24 protein-coding genes are annotated in these 26,370 nt (G+C 60.7%); 15 read left to right on the top strand and 9 right to left on the bottom strand.

The features are described from left to right. The first annotated feature begins 6 nt into the window (after positions 1 to 6). Entirely contained in the window at positions 7 to 255 is a 249-nt protein-coding gene (locus LDZ24_RS16810; RefSeq protein WP_248322389.1) for a hypothetical protein, read from the top strand. Between the two features lie 145 nt (positions 256 to 400). Beyond that, positions 401 to 1,504 (top strand): 4-hydroxyphenylpyruvate dioxygenase family protein, encoded by a 1,104-nt coding sequence (locus tag LDZ24_RS16805; RefSeq protein WP_248322388.1) that lies wholly within the window; start codon positions 401 to 403, stop codon positions 1,502 to 1,504. 26 nt (positions 1,505 to 1,530) lie between these two features. On the opposite strand, the gene LDZ24_RS16800 is transcribed toward LDZ24_RS16805, so the two are convergent. Both LDZ24_RS16800 and LDZ24_RS16795 read right to left on the bottom strand, forming a co-directional pair. Then, positions 1,531 to 1,902, bottom strand: a complete 372-nt coding sequence (locus LDZ24_RS16800) for a cupredoxin family copper-binding protein (protein ID WP_248322387.1) — start codon at positions 1,900 to 1,902, stop codon at positions 1,531 to 1,533. Next, positions 1,899 to 2,798, bottom strand: a complete 900-nt coding sequence (locus tag LDZ24_RS16795; RefSeq protein ID WP_248323329.1) for a metallophosphoesterase — start codon at positions 2,796 to 2,798, stop codon at positions 1,899 to 1,901. The genes LDZ24_RS16800 and LDZ24_RS16795 overlap by 4 nt, the downstream gene beginning before the upstream one ends. Positions 2,799 to 3,065: 267 nt before the next feature. Here LDZ24_RS16795 and LDZ24_RS16790 point away from each other — a divergent pair, with 267 nt between their 5' ends. The 3 genes from LDZ24_RS16790 to LDZ24_RS16780 all read left to right on the top strand — a co-directional run bounded on the left by LDZ24_RS16790 (position 3,066) and on the right by LDZ24_RS16780 (position 6,528). Then, the gene (locus tag LDZ24_RS16790) at positions 3,066 to 3,701 is read left to right on the top strand and encodes an RNA polymerase sigma factor (RefSeq protein ID WP_248322386.1); all 636 of its coding nucleotides are present in this window, start codon (positions 3,066 to 3,068) and stop codon (positions 3,699 to 3,701) included. Next, positions 3,691 to 4,410, top strand: coding sequence for an anti-sigma factor (locus tag LDZ24_RS16785; RefSeq protein WP_248322385.1), 720 nt, complete (start codon positions 3,691 to 3,693; stop codon positions 4,408 to 4,410). The genes LDZ24_RS16790 and LDZ24_RS16785 overlap by 11 nt, the downstream gene beginning before the upstream one ends. A gap of 87 nt (positions 4,411 to 4,497) precedes the next feature. Beyond that, positions 4,498 to 6,528, top strand: a complete 2,031-nt coding sequence (locus LDZ24_RS16780; RefSeq protein WP_248322384.1) for an acyl CoA:acetate/3-ketoacid CoA transferase — start codon at positions 4,498 to 4,500, stop codon at positions 6,526 to 6,528. On the opposite strand, the gene LDZ24_RS16775 is transcribed toward LDZ24_RS16780, so the two are convergent. Then, positions 6,525 to 8,033, bottom strand: coding sequence for an amino acid permease (locus LDZ24_RS16775; protein ID WP_248322383.1), 1,509 nt, complete (start codon positions 8,031 to 8,033; stop codon positions 6,525 to 6,527). The genes LDZ24_RS16780 and LDZ24_RS16775 overlap by 4 nt on opposite strands. A 329-nt stretch (positions 8,034 to 8,362) precedes the next feature. Between LDZ24_RS16775 and LDZ24_RS16770 the strand changes: the two genes are divergently transcribed. Beyond that, positions 8,363 to 9,019 (top strand): peroxiredoxin, encoded by a 657-nt coding sequence (locus LDZ24_RS16770; protein ID WP_175941559.1) that lies wholly within the window; start codon positions 8,363 to 8,365, stop codon positions 9,017 to 9,019. A 52-nt stretch (positions 9,020 to 9,071) separates the two neighbouring features. Here the strand turns inward: LDZ24_RS16770 and LDZ24_RS16765 are convergent, their stop codons facing one another. Continuing rightward, positions 9,072 to 9,545: a bacterioferritin gene (locus LDZ24_RS16765; protein WP_175941557.1), complete on the bottom strand. Its 474-nt coding sequence runs from the start codon at positions 9,543 to 9,545 to the stop codon at positions 9,072 to 9,074. Between the two features lie 111 nt (positions 9,546 to 9,656). After that, complete coding sequence (locus LDZ24_RS16760) at positions 9,657 to 10,367, bottom strand: FadR/GntR family transcriptional regulator (RefSeq protein WP_248322382.1); 711 nt, start codon at positions 10,365 to 10,367, stop codon at positions 9,657 to 9,659. Positions 10,368 to 10,789: 422 nt separating this feature from the next. Here LDZ24_RS16760 and LDZ24_RS16755 point away from each other — a divergent pair, with 422 nt between their 5' ends. From LDZ24_RS16755 to LDZ24_RS16740, 4 genes are all read left to right on the top strand, one after another. Then, a complete protein-coding gene (locus LDZ24_RS16755; protein WP_248322381.1) occupies positions 10,790 to 11,683 on the top strand; it encodes a ketopantoate reductase family protein in 894 nt (297 codons plus the stop codon). A 93-nt stretch (positions 11,684 to 11,776) separates the two neighbouring features. After that, on the top strand, positions 11,777 to 12,106 hold the full coding sequence (locus tag LDZ24_RS16750) for a DUF4148 domain-containing protein (protein WP_248322380.1): 330 nt from the start codon (positions 11,777 to 11,779) through the stop codon (positions 12,104 to 12,106). A 727-nt stretch (positions 12,107 to 12,833) separates the two neighbouring features. Continuing rightward, complete coding sequence (locus LDZ24_RS16745; protein ID WP_248322379.1) at positions 12,834 to 13,283, top strand: hypothetical protein; 450 nt, start codon at positions 12,834 to 12,836, stop codon at positions 13,281 to 13,283. Between the two features lie 209 nt (positions 13,284 to 13,492). Then, a complete protein-coding gene (locus LDZ24_RS16740; RefSeq protein WP_248322378.1) occupies positions 13,493 to 15,295 on the top strand; it encodes an alpha/beta fold hydrolase in 1,803 nt (600 codons plus the stop codon). Positions 15,296 to 15,301: 6 nt separating this feature from the next. Here LDZ24_RS16740 and LDZ24_RS16735 read toward each other — a convergent pair whose 3' ends face one another. Both LDZ24_RS16735 and LDZ24_RS16730 read right to left on the bottom strand, forming a co-directional pair. After that, positions 15,302 to 16,396, bottom strand: a complete 1,095-nt coding sequence (locus LDZ24_RS16735; protein WP_248322377.1) for an aldose epimerase family protein — start codon at positions 16,394 to 16,396, stop codon at positions 15,302 to 15,304. A gap of 21 nt (positions 16,397 to 16,417) precedes the next feature. After that, a complete protein-coding gene (locus tag LDZ24_RS16730) occupies positions 16,418 to 17,605 on the bottom strand; it encodes a DNA-binding transcriptional regulator (protein ID WP_248323299.1) in 1,188 nt (395 codons plus the stop codon). A gap of 222 nt (positions 17,606 to 17,827) precedes the next feature. On the opposite strand from LDZ24_RS16730, the gene xylA reads away from it, so the two are divergent. From xylA to LDZ24_RS16705, 5 genes are all read left to right on the top strand, one after another. After that, the gene (gene xylA / locus LDZ24_RS16725; protein WP_248323298.1) at positions 17,828 to 19,144 is read left to right on the top strand and encodes a xylose isomerase; all 1,317 of its coding nucleotides are present in this window, start codon (positions 17,828 to 17,830) and stop codon (positions 19,142 to 19,144) included. 184 nt (positions 19,145 to 19,328) lie between these two features. Then, a complete protein-coding gene (xylF, locus tag LDZ24_RS16720) occupies positions 19,329 to 20,357 on the top strand; it encodes a D-xylose ABC transporter substrate-binding protein (protein WP_248323297.1) in 1,029 nt (342 codons plus the stop codon). A 62-nt stretch (positions 20,358 to 20,419) separates the two neighbouring features. Next, positions 20,420 to 21,991, top strand: coding sequence for a D-xylose ABC transporter ATP-binding protein (gene xylG, locus LDZ24_RS16715; protein ID WP_248323296.1), 1,572 nt, complete (start codon positions 20,420 to 20,422; stop codon positions 21,989 to 21,991). Beyond that, positions 21,988 to 23,190 carry a sugar ABC transporter permease gene (locus LDZ24_RS16710; protein ID WP_248323295.1) on the top strand — a complete coding sequence of 401 codons (1,203 nt, stop codon included), beginning with the start codon at positions 21,988 to 21,990 and terminating at the stop codon, positions 23,188 to 23,190. The genes xylG and LDZ24_RS16710 overlap by 4 nt, the downstream gene beginning before the upstream one ends. A 265-nt stretch (positions 23,191 to 23,455) precedes the next feature. Continuing rightward, complete coding sequence (locus LDZ24_RS16705; RefSeq protein ID WP_371747455.1) at positions 23,456 to 24,661, top strand: 3-deoxy-D-arabino-heptulosonate 7-phosphate synthase; 1,206 nt, start codon at positions 23,456 to 23,458, stop codon at positions 24,659 to 24,661. A 13-nt stretch (positions 24,662 to 24,674) separates the two neighbouring features. On the opposite strand, the gene LDZ24_RS16700 is transcribed toward LDZ24_RS16705, so the two are convergent. Next, positions 24,675 to 25,217, bottom strand: a complete 543-nt coding sequence (locus tag LDZ24_RS16700; RefSeq protein WP_248323293.1) for a cytochrome b — start codon at positions 25,215 to 25,217, stop codon at positions 24,675 to 24,677. Continuing rightward, complete coding sequence (locus LDZ24_RS16695; protein ID WP_248323328.1) at positions 25,204 to 26,259, bottom strand: catalase family peroxidase; 1,056 nt, start codon at positions 26,257 to 26,259, stop codon at positions 25,204 to 25,206. The genes LDZ24_RS16700 and LDZ24_RS16695 overlap by 14 nt, the downstream gene beginning before the upstream one ends. Positions 26,260 to 26,370: the final 111 nt, after the last annotated feature.

Here is a 26,370-nt window from a genome sequence, read left to right as displayed (position 1 = left end):
ACCATCATGCAAACTTCGGCAAACTCACTGCACAGCGCCGTCGACAAATGGCTCGCGCCGACCGTCGCCCATCCCGCGCGCGTCGCGCAACTGTGCCGCTCGCACGTCACGGGTATGCGCTATGTGCGCATCGAGGGCTGGCATGGCGGGGCGCTGATCGACATCATTTTCTTTCGTCACGACGACGGCACATGGAACGTCTTTCCGCCTCAGGCACGCCGTCCCTCGATGAATGCCCAGCGGCTTGCAGCTTGAGCCGAACAATGCCTCGCTTTGACACGGGCGACGTGCTGCCGCTACGCTTGGCACGACCGCCCGCGTCCGTTGTGGCGTACGATGGGGCAGTCATGGTACTTTTTACGTCCGTGAACCAACTCGTACATTTTTCGAGGTATTGTCGATGACCCAGCCGCAATCCGCTGACCTTTCCACGGCCGCCGGCGCGATCCCCGATTCCGAAGCCGGGAATAACCCGCTCGGCATTGCGGGGCTGGAGTTCGTGGAGTTCTCGAGCCCGGATCCACAAGGCCTTGCGGAGCTGTTCGAACGGCTAGGCTTCGTGCCGGTGGCGCAGCACGTCAGCAAGGCAGTGACGCTCTATCGTCAGGCCAGCATGAATTTCCTGCTGAACGCCGAGCCCGATTCCTTCGCCACGCGTTTCGCAGAGACGCATGGCGTGGGCATCGCGGCCATCGGCATTCGCGTGGTGAACGCGCAAATCGCTCATGAACGCGCAGTGGACTACGGCGCGTGGGACTTCGAGGGCGAGAAGATCGGCCCTAACGAACTCGCCATTCCCGCTATTCAGGGTATCGGCGATTCGCATATCTATTTCGTCGATCACTGGCCCGGCAAGAACAGCGGCGAAGCCTCGATCTACGACATCGACTTTCGACCGCTCGATCATGAGCCGACTGGAGTCGGCGGTACGGGCCTGCTCGAAGTCGATCACTTCACGCAAACCGTCGGCGCGGGCCGCATTCAGGAGTGGCTCGATTTCTACCGGGAAGTGCTGCATTTCGAAGAGATTCACGAGGTGCATCCGGACTGGCACGTATCGCAAGATTCGGCTGTCACGGTTTCGCCGTGCGGTTCTATTCGCATTCCCGTGTATGAAGAGGGCACGTATCGCACGGACCTCATGCAGCAGTATCTGCCGGACCATGAAGGCGAGGGCGTGCAGCATATCGCGCTTGCGTCGTCGGATATCTTTGCTTCTGTCGATGCGCTGCGCGCACGCGGAGTGCGCTTTCTCACGCCCCCGCCGCGCTATTACGACGAGATCGACACGCGTTTGCCAGGACATGGCCTCGATATCGAGCAACTGCGTACACGCGGCATTCTCGTCGACGGTGAAATACTTCCGGACGGCACGCCGCAACTCTTTCTTCAAACGTTTCTCGAACGGCGGCCCGGCGACATGTTCTTCGAGATCGTCGAGAGACGCGGACATCATGGCTTCGGCGAAGGCAATCTCGATGCGATAGCAAAGGCGCAACGCTGACCGCGCGCGCCTTTGCCATCATTGCATCACCGCACGACGATGGTTCCCGTCATATGCGGATGCAACGAGCAGAAGTACTTGTACGTGCCCGGCCGATCGAACACATGCGAGAAGGTGTCGCCGCTATCGAGCGGGTCCGATTTGAACGACTTCGTTTCATCCACGACGGTATGCAGCATGTCGTCGCGATTGATCCACGTCACCTTCGTACCGGCCGGGACCGTGAGCGTCGGCTGGCTGAACGCGAAGTTGTCGATGGTGATGGTCGGCGCCGCTACCGCTGCGACTTGTTGCGCTGGCTCTTCGGCGCAAGCGGAGGGCATCAGGCCGAAGAGTCCCTTAATGATGATTGCAACCGCTAGCTGACGCACGCATCGTCCCGCGAAAGAGGCATTCATGCGCGTGCTCCTTCGAGTGACGTATCGACGATGGCCAACTGTTCGCGTCCCGGTATATGCGTGACCGCTCGCAGACCGAGCATGGACCGTAGCTGTTCTGCACCGACTTTCATGGGTCCGGGACCGGCTGCCGAACCGGGCGCAGGCTGAGGAAACGCAGTCGACATCGCGGAATAGAATCGCATGTCGCCTTCCACTTTCTGCGCGACCTGATGGACGTGTCCGTTCAACACTGTCACGGAACCGAAGCGCTTCAGAAGCGCGAGCGCCTGCGCGCTGTCGTCGGTGCCCCAGCCCCATTGCGGGTAGAGCGCCCAAAGCGGAATATGCGCGAAGACGACAATCGGCGTGCTGCTGCTTCTTGCCTGCAGGTCCTGTTTGAGCCACGCGAGTTGTGCGTCGCCGAGAAAGCCGAGGCCGCCACCCTTCAGGTCGAGCACATTCGTCAGGCCGATGAAATGCACACCGCCCTCATCGAAGCTGTACCAGTGACGCGCGCCACCTTTGCCATACTGGTCCGCGAAGCCCGCAAAAAACGGATCGCCGTTTTCGACGAGCACGTCGTGCTCGCCGGGCACGTAATGCACGGGCATACCGGCATCGTTGATGATCTGCGTGGCCGTGTCGAATTGAGCGGGCTTGGACAGGTGCGTGATATCGCCTGTGTGGATCATGAATGCGGGACGCTGAGGCATCGCGCGGACATGACTAATGGCCTCCTGAAGCGTGCCTGTCGGCTCCGTATTCGGATCTTTGTTGAATCCGATATGACTATCGCTGATTTGCACGAAACTGAAAGCGCGCGTGGTTTCTGCCGCATGAGCCGACGAAATCAGTTGCGAGCGCGGCACGCCGCCGCTGATCGTCCAGAGCACGCCCGCACCGGCCCACGCCATGCACGAGAGTGCGGTGCGCCGGCGTTTGCCGTGATCGTCGAGTTCGGACGGACAAGATAGGGAATTCAGTTCGGTTTGCACGGCGGCTCCTTGTTGAAGTGACGTATCCAGCGTCCATCGAACCGGCGCAGCACCTCCGATATTCCCGATAGAAATTATTTTGCCCCCGGTCGAAATACGAAGGAATAAATCGGCGAAACAAGCGGTAACAGCGAGTGTGAGCGCAATCAATAGGTTCCAATTCGGTGGCTTTGGGAGATCCGCGCAATGTGGCCAAGCAGGTCGAAGGTAGACGAGTCCCCGCATGCGCGCTTCGAAGCGACGGTCATGCCGCACCTCGATGCCGCCTATAACCTTGCGCGCTGGCTGTCGGGCAGCCCGAGCGATGCCGATGACGTCGTGCAGGAAGCCTATCTGCGCGCGTTTCGTTTCTTCTCGGGCTTCGAGGACGGCGATGAGTCGAATGCGCGGGGATGGCTGCTCGCCATCGTGCGTAATACATGTTTCACGGAGTGGCGTCGTCGCGTGCAGTTGGCCGACGCGACGCCGTATGACGAGGAGATCGCGGGCGACCAGGCATTGCCGGGATGGTCTGACGATGCCGGCGTGAGTCCCGAGACGCTCGCCGTGCGCAAGGACGAGGTGCAACTGGTGCATCGCGCGCTGGAGTCACTGCCTCTGGTCTTTCGGGAGGTGCTGGTGCTGCGTGAGTTGGAAGACATGAGTTATAAGGAAGTGGCCGCCATTACGGGCGTGCCGATAGGAACCGTGATGTCGAGACTCGCGCGCGGCCGGAAAATGCTGGCGGCAGCCGTGCGCGCAGCTCAGGGCGACAGACCGAACGTGCGGCTCGTGCGCAAATCAGAACCGGGTCATTCCGAGGAATCGGGCAATGGACAATAACGAAACCGCCTCGCTCGAAACGAGGTTGACCGATGGCTCGCTGTATCACCACGCGCCGGCGCACCTGCGAGCGCAAGTGCTGGCGCGCGTGCGGGACGAAGCGGCTCGCGAAGCACGCCGGCAATCGCCAACGCCTAACACGCGCAACACATGGCGGCTGCCTTTTTCCGCGCCGTGGCCCTTCTTCGGCGGGGCATTCGCAGGCGCGACGCTATCGGCAGTCGTGCTGGGCGCCGTGCTGTGGATTCAGACCGCCGCCCGCATGCCGGCCGAATCGCCGATCGCGCAAGAGATCGTATCGAGCCATGTGCGGGCGCTGATGTCGGATCGTCCAATAGACGTTTTATCCAGCGATAAACATACGGTAAAACCGTGGTTCAACGGTCGCATCGACTATGCGCCGCCTGTCATCGACCCGGCAGGACCTGGCTATGCGCTGGTCGGCGGACGGCTCGACTACATCGGGCATCGTCCGGTGGCGGTGGTCGTTTATCGCTATCTGAAGCATCCGATCGACGTCTACGTGTTCCCCGAAAAAGCGTCGGGAGGGGCGCAAAAGGACGCGAAGGCAGTCGTCACGCGCTCGGACGACGGCTATGCGCTTGCCCGCTGGAATCAGGACGGCATGACATTCTGGGCCGTGACGGATGCGTCCGGCGCCGTGCTGCATCAGTTCATACAGGCGATCGAGGCCGGCGCGCCTCGCTAAAGCACATAGCACGACACTTCTGGACGACGCGCATTTCGCACTGCGCTCATTTGGTGTTACCTTGCCCGAAACGGACAAGGAGACGCCATGAACAACAGCAGCGCCCCGCCTCGTCACCACGCCTTCTCGTCATCGGCACGGCTTGTCGAGCGCGGCAAGATCGTGTCGGCGCGCGAGGCCGTGCGCCTCATCCGGTCGGGCGACACAATCGCAACGAGCGGCTTCGTGGGCGTTGGCTTCGCGGAAGAAGTGGCGATGGCGCTCGAGGCGCGCTTTCTCGAAGGCAAGACAGCAGGCGACGCCGAAGCAGACGAGCCGATCGCGGATCTCACGATCGTCTATGCCGCCGGCCAAGGCGATGGGCGTGCGAAAGGCCTCAATCATTTCGCGCACGAAGGGCTCGTGAAGCGTGTCATCGGCGGCCACTGGGGACTCGTTCCCGGCTTGCAAAAGCTCGCCATCGAGAATCGCATCGAAGCGTATAACTTGCCGCAAGGCGTGATTTCGCAGCTGTTTCGCGATATCGCGGCGCATCGTCCGGGGCAGCTATCGACTGTCGGTCTCGGGACCTTCGTCGATCCGCGCAATGGCGGAGGAAAACTCAATGCCCGCACGACCGAGGATATCGTGCGTCTCATGCAGATAGACGGTACCGACTATCTGTATTACAAAGCCTTTCCCATCGACGTCGCAATCGTGCGCGGGACGACGGCCGATCTGAACGGCAACATCACGATGGAGAAGGAAGCGCTGACACTGGAAGCACTCTCCATTGCAATGGCCGCGCGCAATTCCGGCGGCATCGTTATCGCGCAAGTGGAACGGCTCGCCGAGTCGAACACGCTCAACGCGCGGCAAGTGAAAGTGCCGGGCGTCATGGTGGATTGCGTCGTTGTCGCGCGCCCGGAGAATCACTGGCAGACCTTCGGCGAGCAATACAGCGCCGCGTTTTCCAGCGAATTGCGGGTCGCCGCGGGTTCGCTGCCGCCCATGCCGCTCAATGAACGCAAGGTCATCGCGCGTCGCGCCGCGTTCGAACTGATGGCCAATAGCGTGGTCAATCTCGGCATCGGCATGCCGGAAGGCATTGCGAGCGTGGCCAACGAAGAGCAGGTGATCGACCTCTTCACGATGACCACCGAACCGGGCGTGATAGGCGGCATCCCGGCTGGCGGCCTGAATTTCGGCGCGGCGACGAATACGCAGGCGATCATCGACCAGCCTTACCAGTTCGACTTCTACGATGGCGGCGGCCTGGATATCGCCTTCCTCGGGCTTGCGCAAGCAGACCGCGAAGGCAATCTCAATGTGAGCAAGTTCGGACCGAAGCTCGCCGGCGCGGGCGGGTTCATCAACATTAGTCAGTCGGCAAAGAAGGTGGTTTTCGTCGGAACGTTCAACGCGGGTAAGCTCGACATTCTTATCGAAGACGGCAAGCTCATGATTCGCCGAGACGGAAATTGCCGCAAATTCTTGGATGCCGTCGAGCATCGCACGTTCAGCGGGCCCTATGCCGTGGAGCGCGGTCAGAAGGTGATTTACATTACCGAACGCTGTGTGTTCGAACTGAGTAGCGAGGGATTGGCGCTGAAGGAAGTGGCGCCCGGCATCGATGTCGAGCGCGATATCGTGGCTCACATGGACTTCCGCCCCTTGATGACGTCCGCTCCGAGCCTGATGGATCCGCGCATTTTCACGGACGAGCCGATGGGTCTGCGCAAGATACTGCTAGGCCTCGATCTCTCGGAGCGATTCAGCTACGACGCCGACAAGAACCTTTTCTTCATCAACTTCGAAGGCTTTGAGGTGGCGAGCCTGCACGACGTCGAAGCAATTCGCCTGGAAGTCGAGAAGCAACTCGCGGGCGTGAGCGTCAAGCCGCACGCTATCGTCAACTACGATAACTTTTCCATTCGCCCGAGCATGCTCGACGCTTATTCGGAGATGGTCACGCGGCTAGTCAGTCGGTTCTATGGCGGCGTAACGCGCTATACGACGAGCAGCTTCCTGCGCATGAAACTCGGCGATGCGCTGAAACGCCGGGGCGTCGCGCCGTATATCTACGAAAGCCCGCAAGAAGCGCGCGAACATGGCACCCGGCGGCCTCGTCAACCTTAGCTTCTTGCTGTTTGAGCCGGAGGCGTTTGCTTGTCCACGCGCAAGCGGCTATGCCGTATGCCGTATGTGAAGTAAATGACGATGCCGATCGCCATCCATATGATGAGCCGTATCCATGTATCGGCAGGCAAGCCGGACATGAGGAACACCGACGAGATCGCCCCTAACGGAGCCACGATGAACACGGCGGGCGTTTTGAAGGCCCGCTTCAGCTCGGGTTGCTTGATGCGCAACACCAGCACGCCGACGCAGACCACGGCGAACGCGAACAGCGTGCCGATGCTGACGAGTTCGCCTACGAGACCGATCGGAAGCAGCCCTGCGAGGACCATGACGATCAGGCCGGTAATGATCGTCGTGATGTACGGCGTATGGAAGCGCGCATGAATCTTCGAGGCGAAGGGCGGCAGCAAGCCGTCGCGCGCCATCGAATAGAAGATACGCGGCTGGCTCAGCAGCAGAACGAGAATGACCGATGTCAGGCCGAAGATCGCGCCCAGCTTCACGATAGGCGAGAGCCAGCGCATGCCGATGGCATCCACGCCGACTGCGATCGGGTCGGACACATTGAGCTTGTCGTACGACACGATGCCAGTCAGCACGTACGAGACGAGGACATACAGAATCGTGCAGATGGTGAGCGAGCCGAGCAAGCCGATCGGCATGTCGCGACGTGGATTGCGCGTCTCCTGCGCGACGCACGACACTGAATCGAAGCCGATATAAGCGAAGAAGACGACCGCCGCTCCTCGCAGAACGCCGCTCATGCCGTACACGCCGGATTCACCGGTATTGGGCGGAATGAATGCGCCGGTCGGATTCTTCGCAGTGACCCAATGACTCGTGTCGACATACGCAATGCCTGCCGCGATGAACGCGAGCACGATAAGCACTTTGATAACGACGATGAAGCTGTTGACCCGCGCCGATTCGCGAATGCCTATCACCAGCAGGATGGTGATGAGCCCCACGATGACCATGGCCGGTACGTTAAGGATAGCGCCCGCGTGACTCCATCCCTTGGCGGGGTCATAGGCGAAGGGCGCTTGCGAAAGCTGCGCAGGAATATCGATATGCAGTGAATGCAGAAAGCTGACGACATAGCCCGACCAGCCGATCGCCACGGTCGTCGCGCCGACTGCGTATTCCAGTATCAAGTCCCAGCCGATAAGCCATGCGATCAGTTCGCCCATCGTCGCATAAGCGTACGTATAGGCGCTTCCTGAGACGGGTACGGTCGAAGCCATTTCCGCATAACAAAGGCCGGCAAGCGCGCATACGATTGCGCCCAGCACGAACGATATGACGATGGCAGGGCCTGCATTCGAAGCCGCGGCGTGTCCCGTGAGCACGAAAATGCCTGCCCCGATGATGCAGCCGATGCCGAGCATGGTCACATCGAGCGCGGTAAGCGAACGTTTCAACGCGTGGCCGCCTTGCTCCTGCAAAACCTCTTCAGTTTCCGATGCTTCTTTTTGCAGTGCAGCGACGGTCTTTCTCTGCATGACGGCCACGATCACCTCCGGTCCCTTGGCAGGACAGTTGCAGGGCGACGAGTCGACGCCGGCCTGGGGTTTCAGTTTCGTAATAGCAGATTTTGCCGAGGAATACGAGAACGAAGCCGCGCATGCCCGAGCGCATGGGTCAAGAAACGCCCGGTCGCTTAAGCATTCCCTGTGCCGAAGACCGCATGCTCAGCGGGGTGATTCGTGGCGGTGGTCCGCTCTCGCGCGGAGCGGCACTATAATCGGCTTGTCGGTTTCGCTTTGACCAACGGGACCTGTTGCACGAAGGCGCAACGCTCTCTGATTATTCCTTGACGTGGAGATCAAATATGTCCATCCGCATTGGCGATGAAGCCCCCGATTTCACCGCAGAAACCACCGAAGGCCCGATTCGCTTTCACGAGTGGATCGGCGACAGTTGGGCGATCCTCTTCTCGCATCCGAAGGACTTCACGCCCGTCTGCACCACCGAGCTCGGCTATATGGCGAAGCTGAAACCCGAGTTCGACAAGCGCAACACCAAGATCATCGGCTTGTCGATCGATCCGGTCGACAATCATGCCAAGTGGGCGAAAGACATCGAGGAAACACAAGGCACGGCCGTCAATTACCCGATGATCGGCGATGCGGACCTGACCGTCGCCAAGCTCTACGACATGATTCATCCGAATGCGAGCGGCGGCGGTCCGCGCACGGCCGTCGATAACGCCACCATTCGAGCCGTGTTCATCATCGGTCCGGACAAGAAGATGAAAGCGACCTTCACGTATCCGATGAGCGCGGGCCGCAACTTCGACGAAGTGCTCAGGTTGCTGGACGCGCTGCAACTGAACGCGAAGCACACCGTCGCCACGCCGGTCAACTGGAAGCCGGGCGATGACGTCATCATCCCCACCTCGGTTTCCGACGAAGACGCCAAGAAAAAGTATCCGGAAGGCTTCAAGACGCTCAAGCCTTATCTGCGTACGGTCGCGCAGCCGAAGTAAGCGGTTGCCGGACCTTCGATGCGCTGTGCGGTGTCCCGCGCAGCGCATGTTCTCAGACGTGCCCCGTGCGTCTTTCCGGGGACGTGTCGACTTCTCCCGGACGGCGCAGCATCTTGTCTACTTCACCCGCGTGCAGTTCTTCGGTCTGAATCATCTGCCGCGCATATTCTTCGAGCGCGACCGAGCGGTCTTCCACGAGTCTCAGGAGATCGCGATAAAGGTCCAGCGCGACTTTTTCTGCTTGCAGCGACTCGCGAAGAATGGTCGCGATATCGAACGTGTGATTGTCCAGCAGCGGGCCGATTTCCAGCGATGGATACGCGCCGAGCGTGGTGATCCATTCGCCCGCCTGATGCGCGTGCGTCAACGATTCATCCGCCTGCGCGCGCAGCCATGAAACGATCGGTATGCGCCCGAACCCGAAGACGAGAAACGAATAGTGCGTGTAACGCACGACGCCGGCGAGCTCGGATTCGAGAATCCGGTTCAATACGGCGACGACCTCTTCCTTGTCGAGTTCTGCCATCTCTGCCTCCGAGTCTCAATGCCGAGCGGCTGGCACACCGAATCATTGACCGAATCATCGATCCATTGTAGTCATTGATTCCTGCACTCGCATTGGAAAAGGCAGAGGCGATTACACGGCTTCTTCGATCCACATCGAAGCAGTACGCTCGAGCATGTGCGTCATGATCGAACGCGCGCTGTCTGCATCGCCCGCGTCGATGGCGCGGACCACTTTGCCGTAATCGCTGATCTCGGACTCCGGCATGCGTGAGAGCCCCTGAGAGTGATTGCGCAACGTGGCTTTGATCGTCCTCATGGCCACACGCACCACACTACCCATCTGGCGCAAGATCTCGTCGCCGCTCGCATCGAGAATAGCGGTCAACAACGCTTCTTCCGTGGCCGCGTGGGAAGTCTCTTCGGGACTCGCATGCACGAGCCGCTGAAACGCGGCATTGATACCGATGCGCTGATGCCTGTTCGCGCGCGCCGCCGCAAGCGCGGCCGCCGGTGGATCGACGAGCGACCGGAACTCGACGAGACGTCGCAGGCAGTCCGGATCGGGCAGGGCACGCAAGCGCCACTCGGCCACTTCAGAATCGATGATGAGCCACTCGTGCGCAGGCCGAATGCGGGTGCCTGTCTTAGGCCGCACGTCCAGCATGCGCCGCGAGATGAGAATGCTCAACGCCTCGCGCATGATGGTGCGGGAGACACCATGCTTCTGCGAAAGAAGGATTTGAGGCGGCAGAACGTTGTCCTTGTATTCTCCGTTGATAATGCCCGCGACGAGTTGGTTCACCACGCGCTTGACGAGCGATGCTTCATATCCATGGTTCATTTTTTGTTCTCGTGAAAACACCCCACGCTCCGGCTGCGCGTCGCCCGTTGCCGGGCCGCTACCGCTTTTCCTGCCATGCGGCGCCTCGGCGCGCCGTATATTGGTCTCCCTACATTGCCTGCCTTCCCGGCACCTTCGGCCGGGAAGGCGTGCAGCACACACCCCATAGCGGTCGGTCATGGTCTGGAAACGCGCCGTCTATCCGCTGCAGCAAGCGTATCGTCCCTCGGCATGCTTTAACAATATGGTTCATTGGGAATTCGACTGACTATCGTGCGTCGTCCCACAAAGTTGCGCCGGCATACAAAGCGCAAGCGTTTGCGGGTCTAAGCCCGCGCCGGAAGCCTTCAGCGGTGTTGTGATATTTTCCCGTTGCAAAGCGAACGGACTTCGCGTGATGCAGTGACCAGGAGAAAGGAAACATGAAGATTGCTGTCATGGGTGCGGGCGCAGTGGGCTGTTATTACGGCGGCATGCTCGCTCGCGCAGGACATGAAGTCGCGCTGATTGCACGGCCCCAGCACGTCGAAGCAATCCAGCGCGAAGGCTTGAGACTCGACACGCAGACTTTCGATGAGCGCGTTCGCGTTGCGGCCAGGACAGACGCGAGCGCGGCAAAGGGCGCGCAGTTAGTGCTGTTCTGCGTCAAGTCGACGGATACGGACAGCGCCGCACGGGCACTTGCGCCATATCTCGATCCACGCGCGCTGGTCTTGTCACTGCAGAACGGCGTGGAAAATGCCGAGCGCTTGCGCCAGTTGTTGCCGCAAGAAGGCGCGGCGGCCGTAGTCTATGTTGCTGCGGAAATGGCAGGTCCGGGGCATATTCGACACCATGGACGTGGCGAACTGGTCATCGAACCTTCGAGCATGAGCGAAGACGTCGCGCATATGTTCGCCGCCGCGAGCGTGCCTACCGAGATATCGGACAACGTGCGTGGCGCGTTATGGGCGAAGCTCGTTCTCAACTGTGCGTACAACGCGCTTTCGGCCATTGCACAGGTGCCTTATGGACGACTGGTTCAGGGCGAAGGCGTCACGCGCGCGATGCGCGATGTCATCGACGAGTGTGTTGCCGTCGCCAAGGCCGATGGCGTGAAGCTCCCGGGCGATGTGGATGCCGCCGTGCGCCGCATCGCGGAGACCATGCCGAACCAATATTCGTCTACGGCCCAGGATCTCGCGCGCGGCAAGCACAGCGAGATCGACCATCTCAACGGTTTGATCGTTCGTCGCGGCGAAGCGCTGGGCGTGCCCACGCCCGCTAACCGCATGCTGCACGTGCTGGTCAAATTGGTCGAAGCCAAGGCGGAATGAGAACGCGGCGGGCAGCGCAGGAACGACCGATGCTGAATGTTGGGAGCAGGCGCAGAAATGCTGTCGCGCCGTCTAACAACTGGAGGATCTGTCATGAAGTCGATCGTTAAAGCAGTCGCTGCTGCCGCTGTGCTCGCTGCCCCGGCGCTTTGCTTCGCGCAAGCCGGCTCCGCCGTCGATCGCGGTCAGGTGCAGCAGGATCTGCGGCAGGTAGAAGCCGCAGGCTATAACCCCGGACAGTCGGATCGCACGACCTATCCGAGCGATGTCCAGAAGGCAGAAAGCCGCGTCTCGGGCCAGAATAGTGCAATGCAGGGCGCAACGAGCGCATATGGTGGCGTCGACAGCGGGACATCCGCAGCGGGCATGCGCGCATTGCGACCGATGAACGACGGAAACAAGCCGGTCTATTTCGGGCACTGATCTCCGGCGAGAAGCACATCATTGACGGCGGGCTACTGCGAGGGCGTTGAATGGACGTCTTCGCAGCAGCCCCTCGTGCTTATTGGTGACGCTCGGGCCCTGAAGCCTGATTGCACCTGTCTATGACTATTTCAATTCGCTCCCATTAAACGACCATTGAGATCGCCCTTGTCAATACTGTGCGATTGATGCGTTTCCCGACAACCTCTGTTCAATCAGCGGTGCTTAGTCAGCGTGAATAATAAAGATAATCTTCAGCGACTACGTATGAGTTCGCTTATCGGCTCCGGGCCAATGACTCATGCGAACGCACCAGAAGGAAGAACTACCGGTTGACAGTTTGATGAAAAACACGAGGCTGCAAAAACAGCATTCTGTTCTTGGTTAGGCGCGATATGTTTGCTAGCATGTAAACACCATCGAGCCGAACCAACAACGGCTTTCGCTCGGTGGCACAGCATTCATCGTTAATGATTGTCACGCACTGGCAGTCGCTTGCCGAACGTTGACGCAATGCTAACAGAACCTCTCACTCTTTAACTGCGTTCCAATCTTCGCATCGAGCGAATCGACGCTAATTGGCCGTGCCAGTCATGTCGAACATGACTGTGAGTATCGGCATTTCTCTTTGCTTTGACAGTTGAAGCAGGCCAGTTTCAGCCGCCATCGGCTTTAGCGGATGGTGTGCAGTCGCGCGCCTGCAATCCGTGATATGGCGGGAGGGAAAGTGGAAACCGAACTGAGTCTGAAACTCGCAAAGGCATTGCGACGCTGTGCGTTACATCGGCAATTGCTGACTTATCAGCGTTTTCATGCGTTGTGCGACAAGAGCGTGCCGCTGACACAGCGTTACGCCGCTTTGGAGTCTGCTGTCAGGACGCTGGGTGACGTCGAGGATATCGACTATGGCGTGCTGCTGGCGCTCGACAGCGGCTTGCCCGGAGCCGAGTTCTTCCAGCGTTACTTGCGCTACCGCCGCGGCGAATACGTCGCAATGATGGGCGACCCGCGATTTCATCGTCAGACAGTGGCCTCGAAGAAGGCCCTTGTCGCCCGAGAGCGCGACCGTGTCTACGCACATGCGCGCCTTGCTGCACAGGAAGCCGTGAATCCCGCGATGGCCGCCTGGAGCGGAGAGAGTATATGGGCGGTGCCTTCGTCTACCACATCACAATGACTCAGGCGCTGCCATAGCCGCCAATCACTAGCTTATTCAAACGAAATGTCGGAAGCCGACATTGCGAAGTCGACTTGCTCAATATAATCGCGACAACCAGCACACCGACGCTGCGGATCTCGCACGACGAATCCCGCGGCAAAAGGCGAGCAAAGGGAGCGGGGGCATCCCTTGGGATTCGTGTACGTCGCCAGAGCGAGGACAGAACAATGAGACCGGTCGTATTCGGTGGGCGATTGGGGTGGCTGCATGCAGGAACGGGTAAGCGGGGCGTCGTGCTTTGCAATACCTATGGCCATGAGTATGTCTGGACCTATAGCGGCTTGCGTCTGCTTGCGGAGTTGCTCGCAGCCCAAGGCCTTTGGGTCTTGCGTTTCGACTACATCGGCACTGGCGATTCCATCGGCGACGATGCCGCGCCGGGTCAGTTCGAGTCGGCGGTCGATGACATCGGCGCCGCCGTCGATTTCCTGAGAGAGCAGACGGGCGTCGAGCATGTGGCGCTTTGTGGCTTCCGAGTGGGCGCTGCTTTCGCATTGCATGCGGCACTGCGCCGCCCCGTGGATGAACTCGTGCTCCTTGCGCCCGTTGTCAGTGGACGCACGTACATGCGCGAACTCAGTGTGACGCGCAAGACCTGGCTCGAAAAGCTCGCTGCGCCGTTGCGCGAAATACAGCCACAGGACGGTCCGCTGAACGTTCTCGGTCAAAGCTATGGCGAAGACTTCAGGCGTGATCTGGAAGCCATCGATCTGGCAGCCAGCGTCAAACAATCGGGCATTGCACCCGCACCGCGCGTGCTGTTGATGCACGGACGTGTCGGTTCGAAAGACGCGTTACGCGATGCGCTGGCTTCGCTCGATGTCGATGTACAGGTTCAGACCTTCGACGACCTCACCGGATTCATTCAGGAATCGGCCTTCATGGTGATGCCGCATGCAGCGTTCGCGCAGGCGGTGCAGTGGCTTGCCGACGGGACTCACGACCGTAGCAACGAACCGTTGATGACGTCTGAATGGCCCGAAGACTTAAGCATCGAAACGCCCGAGGCCATCGAGCGGCCCGTGAGAATAGGCGAGGACGGTCTCATCGGCATCATGTGCGAGCCGCGCCGTACAGTGTCGCGTGGTCCCGCATTCCTGCTTGCCAATACATCGGCGAGTTCGCGTGTAGGCGATAGTCGGCTCTCCGTGCGCATTGCGCGCGATCTCGCACGACGTGGCATCGCTTCGTTGCGTTTCGATGCGCGTGGCCGCGGCGATAGTCCCGCTGCGCCGGGCGTGGGTCAGACGGATACGCCCTATAGCCGCATCTATCATCCTGTTGCGACGCGCGATACGGCGGCGGCCGCGCGGTGGCTCTCGCAACGCGGCTACGCGTCGATCTACTCGTTCGGCATATGTTCCGGCGCCTATCACGCACTCAAGGCGGCCGCGTCGGAGCCCGCCATTACAGGCGTGATCGCCGTGAACATTCCGACGTTCAAACAGCCAGAGGACAAGTCAGCGGACGAGATGCGTCAATCGACACGCAATTCGATGGCGGGCTACGCAGCGTCGATGTTCGAGTTGCAGAAATGGAAAGCGATACTACGCGGCGATAAAAACCTGCTGCGCGTGCTCGGCTTCATTGCGGGTTATGCCGGGACGCGCATTCGTTCGCGCATCGCGGACCTGTTCCGCCTCGACAGTTCCACTGTTGCATCTGTCGAGCAAGCGACGACGCCCCAAGCGATCGCCCGCGTGCTCGATGCCAAGGGCGTCAAGACCTTGCTCGTCTATGGCAGCTATGACGCGGGGCTCGATCTGCTGGCTGCGCATTGCGGCAAGCTGGGCGTGCGCTTGTCGCGATACCCGAACGTCCGCGTGATGACGTTTCCGGACATCGACCATTCGCTATTCAATCCGGCGAGCGCGGCGCAAGTCATCGCGCTGTGCGAGAGCGTCATCAAGGAAACGAACGCGCCGGTACGAGAGGGAACAATGGGCGTGCGCGCGCCCGCTGTCTCCTGAGCGAATTTATCGAACGCCGACGCGATAGCGCGTGATCTGACTGTAGCGCTCTCCGGGCCTCAGCACCACGCGCGACGCATCCGGCATATTGATCTGGTTCGGAAAGGCACCGGCTTCGAGGCACAGCCCCGCATGAATGCGATACGGCTTCCCGTCGCGGCCGGGCACGCCTTGCAGATGGTTGCCGGTATAGAACTGCAAGCCGGGCGCGTCCGTCGATACGATCAGCTCTCTGCCGCTCGCAGGGTCGTACAGCACCGCGACCTTGCGCACGCCGCCATCGTTCGTATCCGGCAGGATATAGCAATGGTCGAAGCCGCCGGCGCGTGAAAGACGAGCATCGGGCCAGTCCAGTCGCGCGCCGATCGGCGCGCCCGCGCGAAAGTCGAACGCATTGCCGACCACGCTTGCGGGAGCGACGGGAATCATCGCGTCGTCTATGTCGAAGAAGCTATCTGCGTCTATCGCAATGACGTGGCCGCGTATATCGCATGCGCCAGGCGTACCGTCGCCGGACAAGTTGAAATAGGCATGATTCGTCAGATTGATGGGCGTGGGTGCGTTCGCGACGGCATCGTACTGAATCGTGAGCGTGCCGTCGTCGTCGAGCGCATAGCGCACGGTCGTTATGACGTTGCCTGGAAAACCGGCATCGCCTTCCGGCGACTCGTGAGTGAGTACCAATGCGCCGTCGCTCTCGCGTGCGCTCCAGATCGCGCGATGAAACCCCGCTGCGCCGCCATGAAGATGTTGCGAGCCTTCGTTGCGATCCAGCGAATAACTCACTCCGTCCAGCATGAAGCGGGCGTCGCGAATGCGATTGGCCCATCGCCCGATAATGCCGCCCAGATACGCGCGACCCTTTAGATAGGCTTCGGGCGTGTCGTGTCCGAGCAGAACGTCGGCGACGCGGCCCGCGCGATCCGCTGCATGCCATGAGACGAGCGTCGCGCCGAGATCGCTGATCGCGACTCTCATGCCGTGCGCGTTGCGCAGCGTAAAGAGACGCACGCTGTCGCCGCCTGGCAGGCTGCCCCAGCGCTCGGCGGAGATTCGGTCGGCGTTCGTTCGGGCAGCGCCCTCGGTGTCGGCGATATTCATAAGTCGATACCCTTCGTGGCGTCAGGCGGTGTGCGACGACGTGGCCTGAAGCCGTTCCTGATATTCACGCGGTGTGCAATCGAGCTCGCGCCTGAAAACGGCGTACATGTATTGCAGCGATGTGAAGCCACAGCGTATCGCCACCTCCGCACTGGGTATGTCCTGTTTCGCAAGCAATTGCTTGGCCACCTGTAGCTTGTGGCTGAGGATTTCCTGATGAACGGTGCAACCCAATTCGCGCCGGAAGTGATCTTCGAGCGAAGAACGCGATACACCGACGTAATCGGCCACCTGGTCGGTCTTGATGCCCTGACATCCGTATTGGCGAATGTAATGGCGCGCGCGCATCACGTAAGGGCTCGCCACGGGCTGATGGCGTGTGGATTCGAGCACGTTGATGCCGACCGGCGGCACGAGTATTCGCCGCCCTGCAAAGCGCGCCCCGCCGAGCATTTGATGCAGCAGGTGCGCGGCCGTTCGTCCCATTTCCTCTGTTCCCTGAATCACGGAAGACAGCTCGATGCGTGTGAGCGAGCGCGTGAGCGGATCGTTGTCGATACCGATGATCGCGACTTCCTCGGGCACTGCAATGCCTGAAATGAGGCACGCTTGCAGCAGATGTCGAGCGCGCGCATCGGTGACGGCGATGATGCCGACGGGCTTTGGCAGACTGTGCAGCCACGATGTGAGTTCGGCGCTCGCCTGGCTCCATACCGGGGCGCTCGTCGGCAAACCGCGATGGATCTCCGCTTCGAGTCCGTCCGCCTCGACCAGCGCCTGAAACGCGCGTTCGCGCTCCTGAGCCCAGCGGTTCTCGCTCGATTCCGGCAGGCTGTACAGCGCAAAGCGTTGCAGCCCCGCGCTGATGAGGTGCGTATAGGCGAGCGATACGAGCTTGGCGTTGTCTGTGGCGATATACGGCAACGATGCGGGGTAACACGCTGCGTCGTGATACGAGCCGCCCACGGCGACGACAGGAAGCGGGCAATCGGCAAGCGCGTCGCAGACGGCGGGGTCATCGAAATCCGCAATGATGCCGTCGCCGTCGAAACGTTCGATGCCGGTCAACCGCGCCCTGAAATCCTCTTCGAGAAAGAGGTCCCAAGCGACCCGCGTAGAGAGCAGATATTGGCCGATGCCCGTGATGATCTCGCGGTCGTACACCTTGTTGGCGTTGAAGAGCAACGCGATGCGATGCGGACGATTCATGAAAATCTCTTAGCGGACTTAAGGGTTTTCCATATGTGAAGCGTGACTGCCGACTATGCAGCCGCTTCATTCTAATGGCATGCGTCAATCAACTCCGGCCATTGCCAAGAATCGCTAATCGCGCTGGCGAATTTCGCAATTGAAGCACCGGGCGCGCGGCTGGCAGCATGGCGTCACTCTAAAGCGCGACTCGAATGCGCGCATTCGAAAACAGGAGACGCGATGCCTTCGCTCGAACATCTTCCAAGCGCCCGTTTCGAGGGCGCGGGTTCAGACAATCCATTCGCTTATCGGCATTACGATGCCGACAAGATGGTCCTCGGCAAGCGTATGGCCGATCATCTGCGGCTTGCCGTATGTTACTGGCATTCATTCGCGTGGCCGGGCGTGGATGTGTTCGGCGCCGGCACGTTCGATCGGCCGTGGCATAAGCAGGGCGATGCGATGGAAATGGCGCGCATGAAAGCCGACGCCGCGTTCGAATTCTTCGGGAAACTCGGCACGCCGTTCTATACGTTCCACGATACCGACGTCGCACCGGAAGGCACGAGCATTCGCGAATACGTCGACAACTTCAAGCGCATGCGTGAGTACCTCGCGAGCAAGCAAGAGGCAAGCGGCGTGAAGCTGCTCTGGGGCACGGCGAACCTGTTCTCGAATCCGCGCTATGCAGCGGGCGCCGCCACGAACCCGAACCCGGACGTATTCGCCTTCGCCGCCACGCAAGTGCGCGAGGCGCTGCAAGCCACGCTCGATCTCGGCGGCGAGAACTATGTGCTGTGGGGCGGCCGCGAGGGCTACGAGACCCTTCTGAACACGGATCTCAAACGCGAGCGCGAACAGCTTGCGCGCTTCCTTGCGATGGTCGCGGAACACAAGCACAAGATCGGCTTCAAGGGCGCACTGTTGATCGAGCCGAAGCGGCAAGAGCCGACCAAGCATCAATACGATTACGACGTCGCCACCGTGCATGGCTTTCTTACGCAATTCGGCCTGCAAGACGAGTACCGCGTGAACATCGAAGCCAATCACGCAACGCTTGCCGGGCATTCGTTTCACCACGAAATCGCGACGGCCTTCGCGCTCGGCGTCTTCGGCAGTATCGACGCCAATCGCGGCGATCCGCAAAACGGCTGGGATACGGATCAATTTCCGAATAGCGTGGAAGAACTCACGCTCGCGCTTTACGAGATTCTGCGCAACGGCGGCTTCACGACAGGCGGCATGAATTTCGATTCGAAGGTACGCCGACAGAGTATCGATGCCGAGGATCTGCTGCATGGCCACATCGGCGCAATCGACGTCATTGCGATAGCGCTCGAACGCGCAGCGAGGCTTGTCGAGAACGATCGGCTCGCCGAACTGAAGGCAGACCGCTATGCCGGTTGGGAATCCGAATTCGGGCGCAAGGTGTTCGCGGGCGGCTATTCACTCGACGCACTGGCGAACGATGCCATCTCTCGCGGAATCGATCCTCGACATGTGAGCGGCCAGCAGGAGCGCCTGGAGAATTGGGTCAACCGCGCGATCTACGGTTGAACGACGCCAAAAAACGTTAGCGCGAGCGGTCGATTTCGCAATTGCAGCGCGGGCGAATAGCGGCCACTCTTCGAGTCGAAACAATCAAAGCGACGCCAGCGAACACGTATTCGCGGCGCACTGTATGTAACGCCGGGCGCTCTCGCACGACTACGCCCGCGGCCATCCAAAACAGGAGTGAGACATGAAATCATCCATTCGCCGTTCGGTACTGAGTTCGCTCGTCTGCGCCACCATGTGCGCGGGCTTTTCACTCGCGGCGCCGCTCGCGCATGCAAGCAAGGACAAGCCCGAGATCGGCTTTTGCATCGACGACCTGCGTGTGGAGCGCTGGTCGCGCGATCGCGACTATTTCGTAGCGGCCGCCACGAAGCTCGGCGCGAAAGTGTCGGTGCAGTCCGCCGACGCAAGCGAAGCGCGTCAGATTTCGCAGATCGAGAACCTCATTTCGCGTGGCGTCGATGTCATCGTGATCGTGCCGTTCAATTCGAAGACGCTCGGCAATGTCGTGGCCGAAGCGCACAAGGCGGGCATCAAGGTCGTGTCGTATGACCGCCTGGTGCTCGATGCCGACATCGATGCGTATATCTCGTTCGACAACGAAAAGGTCGGCGAATTGCAGGCGCAAGGCGTCTATAACGCGCAACCCAAGGGCAATTACTTCCTGCTCGGTGGCGCGCCCACCGACAATAACGCGAAGATGTTGCGAGAAGGGCAGATGAAAGTGCTGAAGCCCGCTGTCGATCGCGGCGATATCAAGATCGTCGGGCAGCAGTGGGTGCCGGAATGGAGCGCATCCACGGCGCTGCGAATCACCGAGGATGCATTGACCGCGAACAACAACAAGATCGATGCGATCGTCGCATCCAACGACGGTACGGCGGGCGGCGCCATTCAGGCGCTAGCCGCGCAGAAGCTCGCGGGCAAGGTGCCGGTGTCGGGGCAGGACGCCGACCTCGCCGCGGTCAAGCGCCTCGTGGCCGGCACGCAGACCATGACGGTCTACAAGCCTCTGAAACTCATTGCAGGCGATGCCGCCAAGCTTGCCGTCGATCTCGCCAAGGGCGACAAGCCCGCGTTCAACGCGAAATACGACAACGGCAAGAAGCAAGTCGACACGGTCCTGCTGCAGCCGACATTGCTGACCAAGTCCAATGTCGATGTCGTCATCAAGGACGGCTTCTATTCGCAAGCGCAACTGGCCGGCAACTAATGGTCCTGCGGGCGTTGCCTTCGGCGATGCCCGCTTCGTTCAGCACAGTCAGGACACCAAGCATGGCACAGGCGCTATTGGAGATGCGCGGCATCGCCAAGTCGTTCGGGGGCGTCAAGGCGCTCGACGGCATCGACCTCGTCGTGAATCAAGGCGAATGCGTGGGACTTTGCGGTGAAAACGGCGCAGGCAAGTCGACGCTCATGAAGGTGCTGTCGGGCGTCTATCCGCATGGAACGTGGCAGGGCGAAATCATCTGGGATGGCAAGCCGCTCCGAGCGACCGGCATTCGCGACACCGAGCAAGCGGGCATCATCATCATTCACCAGGAACTCATGCTCGTGCCGCAACTGTCGGTGGCCGAGAACATCTTCCTGGGTAACGAGATCACGCTGCCCGGCGGGCGCATGAATTACCCGGCGATGTATCAGCGCGCAAGCGAACTGCTAGGCGAGCTGAACATACAGGGCATCAACGTGGCGCAGCCGGTGATGAACTACGGCGGCGGCCACCAGCAATTGATCGAGATAGCGAAGGCGCTCAACAAGAAGGCGAGACTGCTTATTCTCGACGAACCTTCTTCATCGCTTACCGCGTCGGAAACGCAAATCCTTCTGGATATCGTGCGAGACCTCAAGCGGCGCGGCGTCGCCTGCGTGTATATCTCGCACAAGCTCGATGAAGTCGAAGCCGTGTGCGACACCGTGACGGTCATTCGCGACGGCAAGCACGTCGCGACGCATCCGATGCGTAACGTGAACACCGACCGCGTCATCGCGATGATGGTCGGGCGCGAGATCACGAATCTCTTTCCGCGCCCTGCGAAGGAAGACCGCCAGCCGATCGGCGAAGTCGTGTTCGAAGCGCGTCACGTCACGTGCTTCGATATCAACAATCCGAACCGCAAACGCGTGGACGACGTGTCATTCGCGCTGAGAAAAGGCGAGATTCTCGGCGTCGCGGGGCTCGTCGGCGCGGGGCGCACCGAACTCATGCAGGCAGTGTTCGGCGCATACGCGGGCGAGAGCGCCGCGCAGGTCATCGTGAAAGGCAAGCCCGTTTCCATTCGCACGCCCGGCGACGCGATCGCGGCAGGCATCGCCATGGTGCCCGAAGATCGCAAGCGTCATGGCATCGTTCCGCAACTCGGCGTCGGGCATAACATCACGCTCGCGGTACTCAGGCGTTTCGCTAAAGGCGGACGTATCGATACGGCTGCGGAACTCGACACCATTCACACCGAGATGAAGCGGCTCTCCGTACGCGCGGCGCATCCGATGTTGTCCATCGCGAGTCTGTCGGGCGGCAATCAGCAGAAGGCCGTACTCACGCGCATGCTGTTGACGAATCCCGATGTGCTGATTCTTGATGAACCCACGCGCGGCGTCGACGTAGGCGCGAAGTACGAAATCTACAAGCTGATGTTCGAACTCGCGCAACGCGGCGTATCCATCATCATGGTGTCGTCGGAATTGCCGGAAGTGCTCGGTGTCTCGGACCGTGTGCTCGTCATCGGCGAAGGCCAGTTACGAGGCGACTTCATCAACGACGGCCTCACGCAAGAAGACATTCTTTCGGCCGCTATCGCAACGCGGCAGGATACCGACTCAATCGATTCAGCGAGCCTCGCATGACTCCCGATCTCATTTCGACGCCCAAGCCAAGCAAGGACGAGAAGGGCGCGCCGCAGCCCGCCGGCCAGCGCATGAAGCAGCTATTCACGCGCTATAAGCTCTTAGCGCTGCTGCTCGCCGTCGCCGTCATCTGGCTGTTCTTCTCGTTACTGACCAATGGCGCGTTCGTCACGCCGCGCAATCTCTCGAACCTTTTGCGGCAGATGTCGATTACCGGCATGCTCGCGTGCGGCATGGTATTCGTCATCATCTCCGGCGAGATCGACTTGTCCGTGGGCTCGCTGCTCGGGCTGCTCGGCGGCGTGGCCGCGATTCTCGATGTCACGTATCACTGGCCTATTGCGGCCACCTTGCTGGTCGTGATGATGCTCGGCGTTGCCATTGGTCTTTTCAACGGCTGGTGGTCCACGTATCGAAGAGTGCCCTCGTTCATCGTCGGGCTAGGCGGCATGCTGGCGTATCGCGGCGTGTTGCTGGGTATAACCGGCGGTTCGACCATTGCGCCGGTGTCGGATTCACTCGTGTTCATCGGGCAAGGCTACTTGCCGCGCGTGGCCGGCGATACGCTCGCCATCGCGCTCTTCGCTCTGCTCGCAGTGTTGACCTTGCGTCAGCGACGCAGCCGTCAGCGTTATGGCTTACCGGTTGTCGCGCCGTGGCAGGACGGCGTGAAGATTATCGCAGCGGGGGTGATTCTCTTCGCGTTCGTCGCGACGCTCAACCGTTACGGTGGCATTCCGGTGCCTGTGCTCGTGCTGCTCGCGCTGCTCGGCGTCTTCACCTACATTGCGACGCAAACGGTCTTCGGCCGGCGCATCTATGCGGTCGGCTCGAATCTGGAAGCGACGCGCCTCTCCGGCATCAACACCGACCGCGTGAAGCTCGCTATCTTCGCGCTCATGGGCTTGATGTGCGCGTTCGGCGGACTCGTCAATACGGCGCGTCTCGCGGCTGGCTCGCCTTCTGCGGGATCGATGGGCGAGCTCGACGCCATCGCGGCATGCTTCATCGGCGGAACGTCGATGCGTGGCGGCTCGGGGACCGTGTATGGCGCTATCATCGGCGCGCTCGTGATGGCGAGCCTCGACAACGGCATGTCGATGCTGGATGTCGACTCCTATTGGCAGATGATCGTGAAGGGCGCGATCCTCGTGCTCGCCGTGTGGATCGATGTCGTGTCGGGAACTGCGCGTCGATAAGCGCAAGCAGCGAGGTGCCGGGCGCCAGGCGGCCGCCCACGCATCGACGAGGTAAAGTACGAGGCTACGTTTCATCCCTCGTGCTCTCATGTGTGCATCGCTTCTGCTTCGAGAAATATTGCGCGTCGTGGCGCGCCGGTACCGTTTGCCCGCGCTCGCTGCCTTGTCCGATGGATCGTCGATACCGTTACCCGCCACGGCGCTTGCAATCGTCATCGAACAGGCACGCTGCGCGATCTCTCGAGGCGAAGCGCCGACCGTATCGATGAAACAGGCCTTTATCGAAGGGCTCGCACGCCTGATCGAAGAAGCCTTGCACGACGAATCCGGCGACCCGGTCTTCAAGGCCACGTTGCTCCGGCACCGCGTGGCGGAAGTGCGTGAATACGTGTCGCTATCGGCGCACGCGAAGCAGGATCGTCGATCCATTCGCGCCAGTGTCAACGCCATCGCTCATCCCGGCAAACAGCGCACGTCGTCGGATGCGCATCGCGAGGGGTTGGCGCAATTGCACGCTTATGCGTCATCGCCTAACTTTTCCGGCCTTGCCGATATCGCGCAACACCTGCTAACCATTCCCGGATTCGCCGACGAACCTCGGTCCCGTGATGCGCTGACGCGGCTGATCGAAAGTCCTTCCTTGCTTCGGCTACAACGTCTCGAAACGCTGCTTCGGGATGAGCACGTGCAGGCGTATCTGTCGCTATGGGACCGGCATGGTCCGCGTTCGGGCAGCGCGCAAGCGGCCGCGGAAGGTAACGCATCGCAGAAGCGCGGGGCAGCGGCCGAAGGGCGCGCCAGTCACGCGTTGCAAGCTATGGCAGACCGTCTTGGAGACGAAGATGGTGATCGCGCGGCGTATCGCGTCGTGACCTCCATGCATGTTCCTGCGTCCATTCCGGGGCGCGCCGAACGTGCCAAGAGCGAGTGGGATGCGGTGCTGCTCAAGCGGGCCAACAACGCCGATGAAGCGCCGGAATGGGATGTCTGTCTGCTCGTCGAATCGAAGGCCTCTGTCGATGCAGCGACGACCGATCTTTCCCGGCTGCTTCGTGGTATCGAACTCCTTGCGCATGCCGAGGAAAACGTCTCGTACGCATTCGATACGGCTCAAGGCGCCGTGCGTTTGCGCGGTTCGTCGCTACACCGCCTGACCACCGACGAGGCCGGTTTGCATCGCACCGTTCTCTACTGCTGCGATGCGCCTGCCGACACGGCGCAGCGCGTGCTCGGCGCGGGCAGCCGCATGCAGCTGCTGTCGGCGCAAGCGAGCCTCGATTACGCGTGCATGCTGCAAGACCATCGACCAGCCGATGTCCGAATGCTCGAACCCGTGTGGGATGATCTGCTCGAGTCGCCTCGCTGGCGCGGCGTGTTGGACCAATACCCGATGCTGCAACGAGTGCGCGAACTCATGGTCCATACGGAAGACTTGCTGGTTGCAATCGATCAGGTCTCGCCGAATGAATGAACGCGCATGTCCGTCATCGGCCGCTGCGCGCCATGCTCGAGAGCACGCCGTCGCGACGAATCAGCCCATGAAACAGGGCCGCGGCGAAGTGCATCACGAACGTCGCGAACAACAGCAGCGCGAGGTACGTATGCGCGCTTCTCAGCAACGCATAGAGACGCACGTTCACCGGCGCGATCGGCGGCAGATGCACGCCGCCCAGCATGACGATCGGAAATCCGCCTGCGGATAGCATCGACCATCCGACGAGCGGCATCGCGAAGAACAGCCCATAAAACAGCCAGTGCGAGCCATGCGCGATGCGTTGCTGCCAACGCGGCATGTCGTCGGGGAGGGCGGGCGTGCGGTGCGTCATGCGTACGGCGAGACGCAGCACCGTGAGCGCAAGAATGACGATGCCGAGAGGGCGATGTATCGCGATGAACGTCTGATGCCACGACGAGAGCGTCGCGACCATGCCGACACCGATGAATAACATGCCAGTCACGAGGACCGCCATGAGCCAGTGAATCCAGCGCGCCGCCGGACTGAAGTGGTTCGCGTCAGTGCGCTTCATGATGCGCCTCCTCATGCGTTCTGCGGTTGAACGAAACGGCATACGCGGACGAACGCGCCGCGAGCAAAGGATCGTCGGAGACCATGAGGCCAGCGGGCAACACGGTCGGATCGAAGTTGATGTCGCGGCAAGCGCCGTCGGCTTGCGGGCTCTCGCGGTCGATCACGAGCGTGCCTGCGTCGATATGCTTCCGGTCGTCGGGCCATGCTTTGGTCGCGTCGTTGGTGACGTCTCCCGGTTGCGCGACGGTCAGGATCAGGTGCCACCGTTGCGGGCCGTGAGCGAGGCGATCTCTCAGTTCGTCGTCGAGGAAGTCGTGACGCGCGGCGTCGCGTTGCGATACCGCCTCGTAGTTGGCTTCGGGCACGAGGGACCAGCGCACGGCATGCGTAACGCCCGAAGCGTCGGTCGCTCGAAACGCGTTGATGCCGTAGTAGGCGGCATTCGCGAAGCTCGATGAGGGCGCGTGCGCCTTGACCCAATCGCGAAAGGGCCGGGTTTCAGGATGCGCCGCAAAGAACGCGGCGAGCTTCGCGGGATCGGGCTTGCCGGTCTTCGGATCGGGACGCGATGCGATCAGCTGCTCATAAAACCCCTGCGCACTGTTCACGATGAACATAGGAGTACTGTTCATTGCCGTGCGCCACTGTTCGCCATCGCGCAGCCGGAATTCGAGCGCGAGGCTGCGCACGGGATTGCCCGAATCGCTGACGAACGGATTCGGGCCGGGTATCGCGAACCGGCCTGTCACCGGCGTGCGCTCCCGCCTGAACACTTCGGCACGGGAAAGCGATGACGCGTTGCCGTTGCCGTCGAACCAGCCTTCGACGCATACGCCTTTCGCATGATTGCGCCGGTATCCCGCGTGCACGCCGCTCACACTTTCGAGTGTGTCGACGATTTTGGTCGAAGTCAGCCTATGCGTGTCGCCGATGCCCGCCACGTAGGCGAACGCAGTGCCGATGGCGAGCACGCTGCCGCCGATGACCGCCAGTTTCGCGAGGTCGCGTGCATGTCGCCTTGGACTCCGCAAGAGTCTCATCAGTGAGAAGGGTGCCTGTTTCATGGTGTTTCGCTCGCTGTTCGATGGATCAGTGACGCGAACACAAGTGCTTGCAGCGTTATTCCAGCAAGGTGTCGATTAAATTCTTTG

This window comes from Caballeronia sp. Sq4a, assembly GCF_023170545.1.
In the GTDB taxonomy this organism is placed as follows: domain Bacteria; phylum Pseudomonadota; class Gammaproteobacteria; order Burkholderiales; family Burkholderiaceae; genus Caballeronia.
This window is presented reverse-complemented; position numbering and strand designations above follow the sequence as displayed.

Coding starts and splice junctions, on each gene's coding strand:
- LDZ24_RS16810 (WP_248322389.1), top strand. CDS start 7: ATGCAAACTTCGGCAAACTCACTGCACAGCGCCGTCGACAAATGGCTC.
- LDZ24_RS16805 (WP_248322388.1), top strand. CDS start 401: ATGACCCAGCCGCAATCCGCTGACCTTTCCACGGCCGCCGGCGCGATC.
- LDZ24_RS16800 (WP_248322387.1), bottom strand. CDS start 1,902: ATGAATGCCTCTTTCGCGGGACGATGCGTGCGTCAGCTAGCGGTTGCA.
- LDZ24_RS16795 (WP_248323329.1), bottom strand. CDS start 2,798: ATGGCGTGGGCCGGTGCGGGCGTGCTCTGGACGATCAGCGGCGGCGTG.
- LDZ24_RS16790 (WP_248322386.1), top strand. CDS start 3,066: ATGTGGCCAAGCAGGTCGAAGGTAGACGAGTCCCCGCATGCGCGCTTC.
- LDZ24_RS16785 (WP_248322385.1), top strand. CDS start 3,691: ATGGACAATAACGAAACCGCCTCGCTCGAAACGAGGTTGACCGATGGC.
- LDZ24_RS16780 (WP_248322384.1), top strand. CDS start 4,498: ATGAACAACAGCAGCGCCCCGCCTCGTCACCACGCCTTCTCGTCATCG.
- LDZ24_RS16775 (WP_248322383.1), bottom strand. CDS start 8,033: ATGCAGAGAAAGACCGTCGCTGCACTGCAAAAAGAAGCATCGGAAACT.
- LDZ24_RS16770 (WP_175941559.1), top strand. CDS start 8,363: ATGTCCATCCGCATTGGCGATGAAGCCCCCGATTTCACCGCAGAAACC.
- LDZ24_RS16765 (WP_175941557.1), bottom strand. CDS start 9,545: ATGGCAGAACTCGACAAGGAAGAGGTCGTCGCCGTATTGAACCGGATT.
- LDZ24_RS16760 (WP_248322382.1), bottom strand. CDS start 10,367: ATGAACCATGGATATGAAGCATCGCTCGTCAAGCGCGTGGTGAACCAA.
- LDZ24_RS16755 (WP_248322381.1), top strand. CDS start 10,790: ATGAAGATTGCTGTCATGGGTGCGGGCGCAGTGGGCTGTTATTACGGC.
- LDZ24_RS16750 (WP_248322380.1), top strand. CDS start 11,777: ATGAAGTCGATCGTTAAAGCAGTCGCTGCTGCCGCTGTGCTCGCTGCC.
- LDZ24_RS16740 (WP_248322378.1), top strand. CDS start 13,493: ATGAGACCGGTCGTATTCGGTGGGCGATTGGGGTGGCTGCATGCAGGA.
- LDZ24_RS16735 (WP_248322377.1), bottom strand. CDS start 16,396: ATGAATATCGCCGACACCGAGGGCGCTGCCCGAACGAACGCCGACCGA.
- LDZ24_RS16730 (WP_248323299.1), bottom strand. CDS start 17,605: ATGAATCGTCCGCATCGCATCGCGTTGCTCTTCAACGCCAACAAGGTG.
- xylA (WP_248323298.1), top strand. CDS start 17,828: ATGCCTTCGCTCGAACATCTTCCAAGCGCCCGTTTCGAGGGCGCGGGT.
- xylF (WP_248323297.1), top strand. CDS start 19,329: ATGAAATCATCCATTCGCCGTTCGGTACTGAGTTCGCTCGTCTGCGCC.
- xylG (WP_248323296.1), top strand. CDS start 20,420: ATGGCACAGGCGCTATTGGAGATGCGCGGCATCGCCAAGTCGTTCGGG.
- LDZ24_RS16710 (WP_248323295.1), top strand. CDS start 21,988: ATGACTCCCGATCTCATTTCGACGCCCAAGCCAAGCAAGGACGAGAAG.
- LDZ24_RS16705 (WP_371747455.1), top strand. CDS start 23,456: ATGAAACAGGCCTTTATCGAAGGGCTCGCACGCCTGATCGAAGAAGCC.
- LDZ24_RS16700 (WP_248323293.1), bottom strand. CDS start 25,217: ATGAAGCGCACTGACGCGAACCACTTCAGTCCGGCGGCGCGCTGGATT.
- LDZ24_RS16695 (WP_248323328.1), bottom strand. CDS start 26,259: ATGAGACTCTTGCGGAGTCCAAGGCGACATGCACGCGACCTCGCGAAA.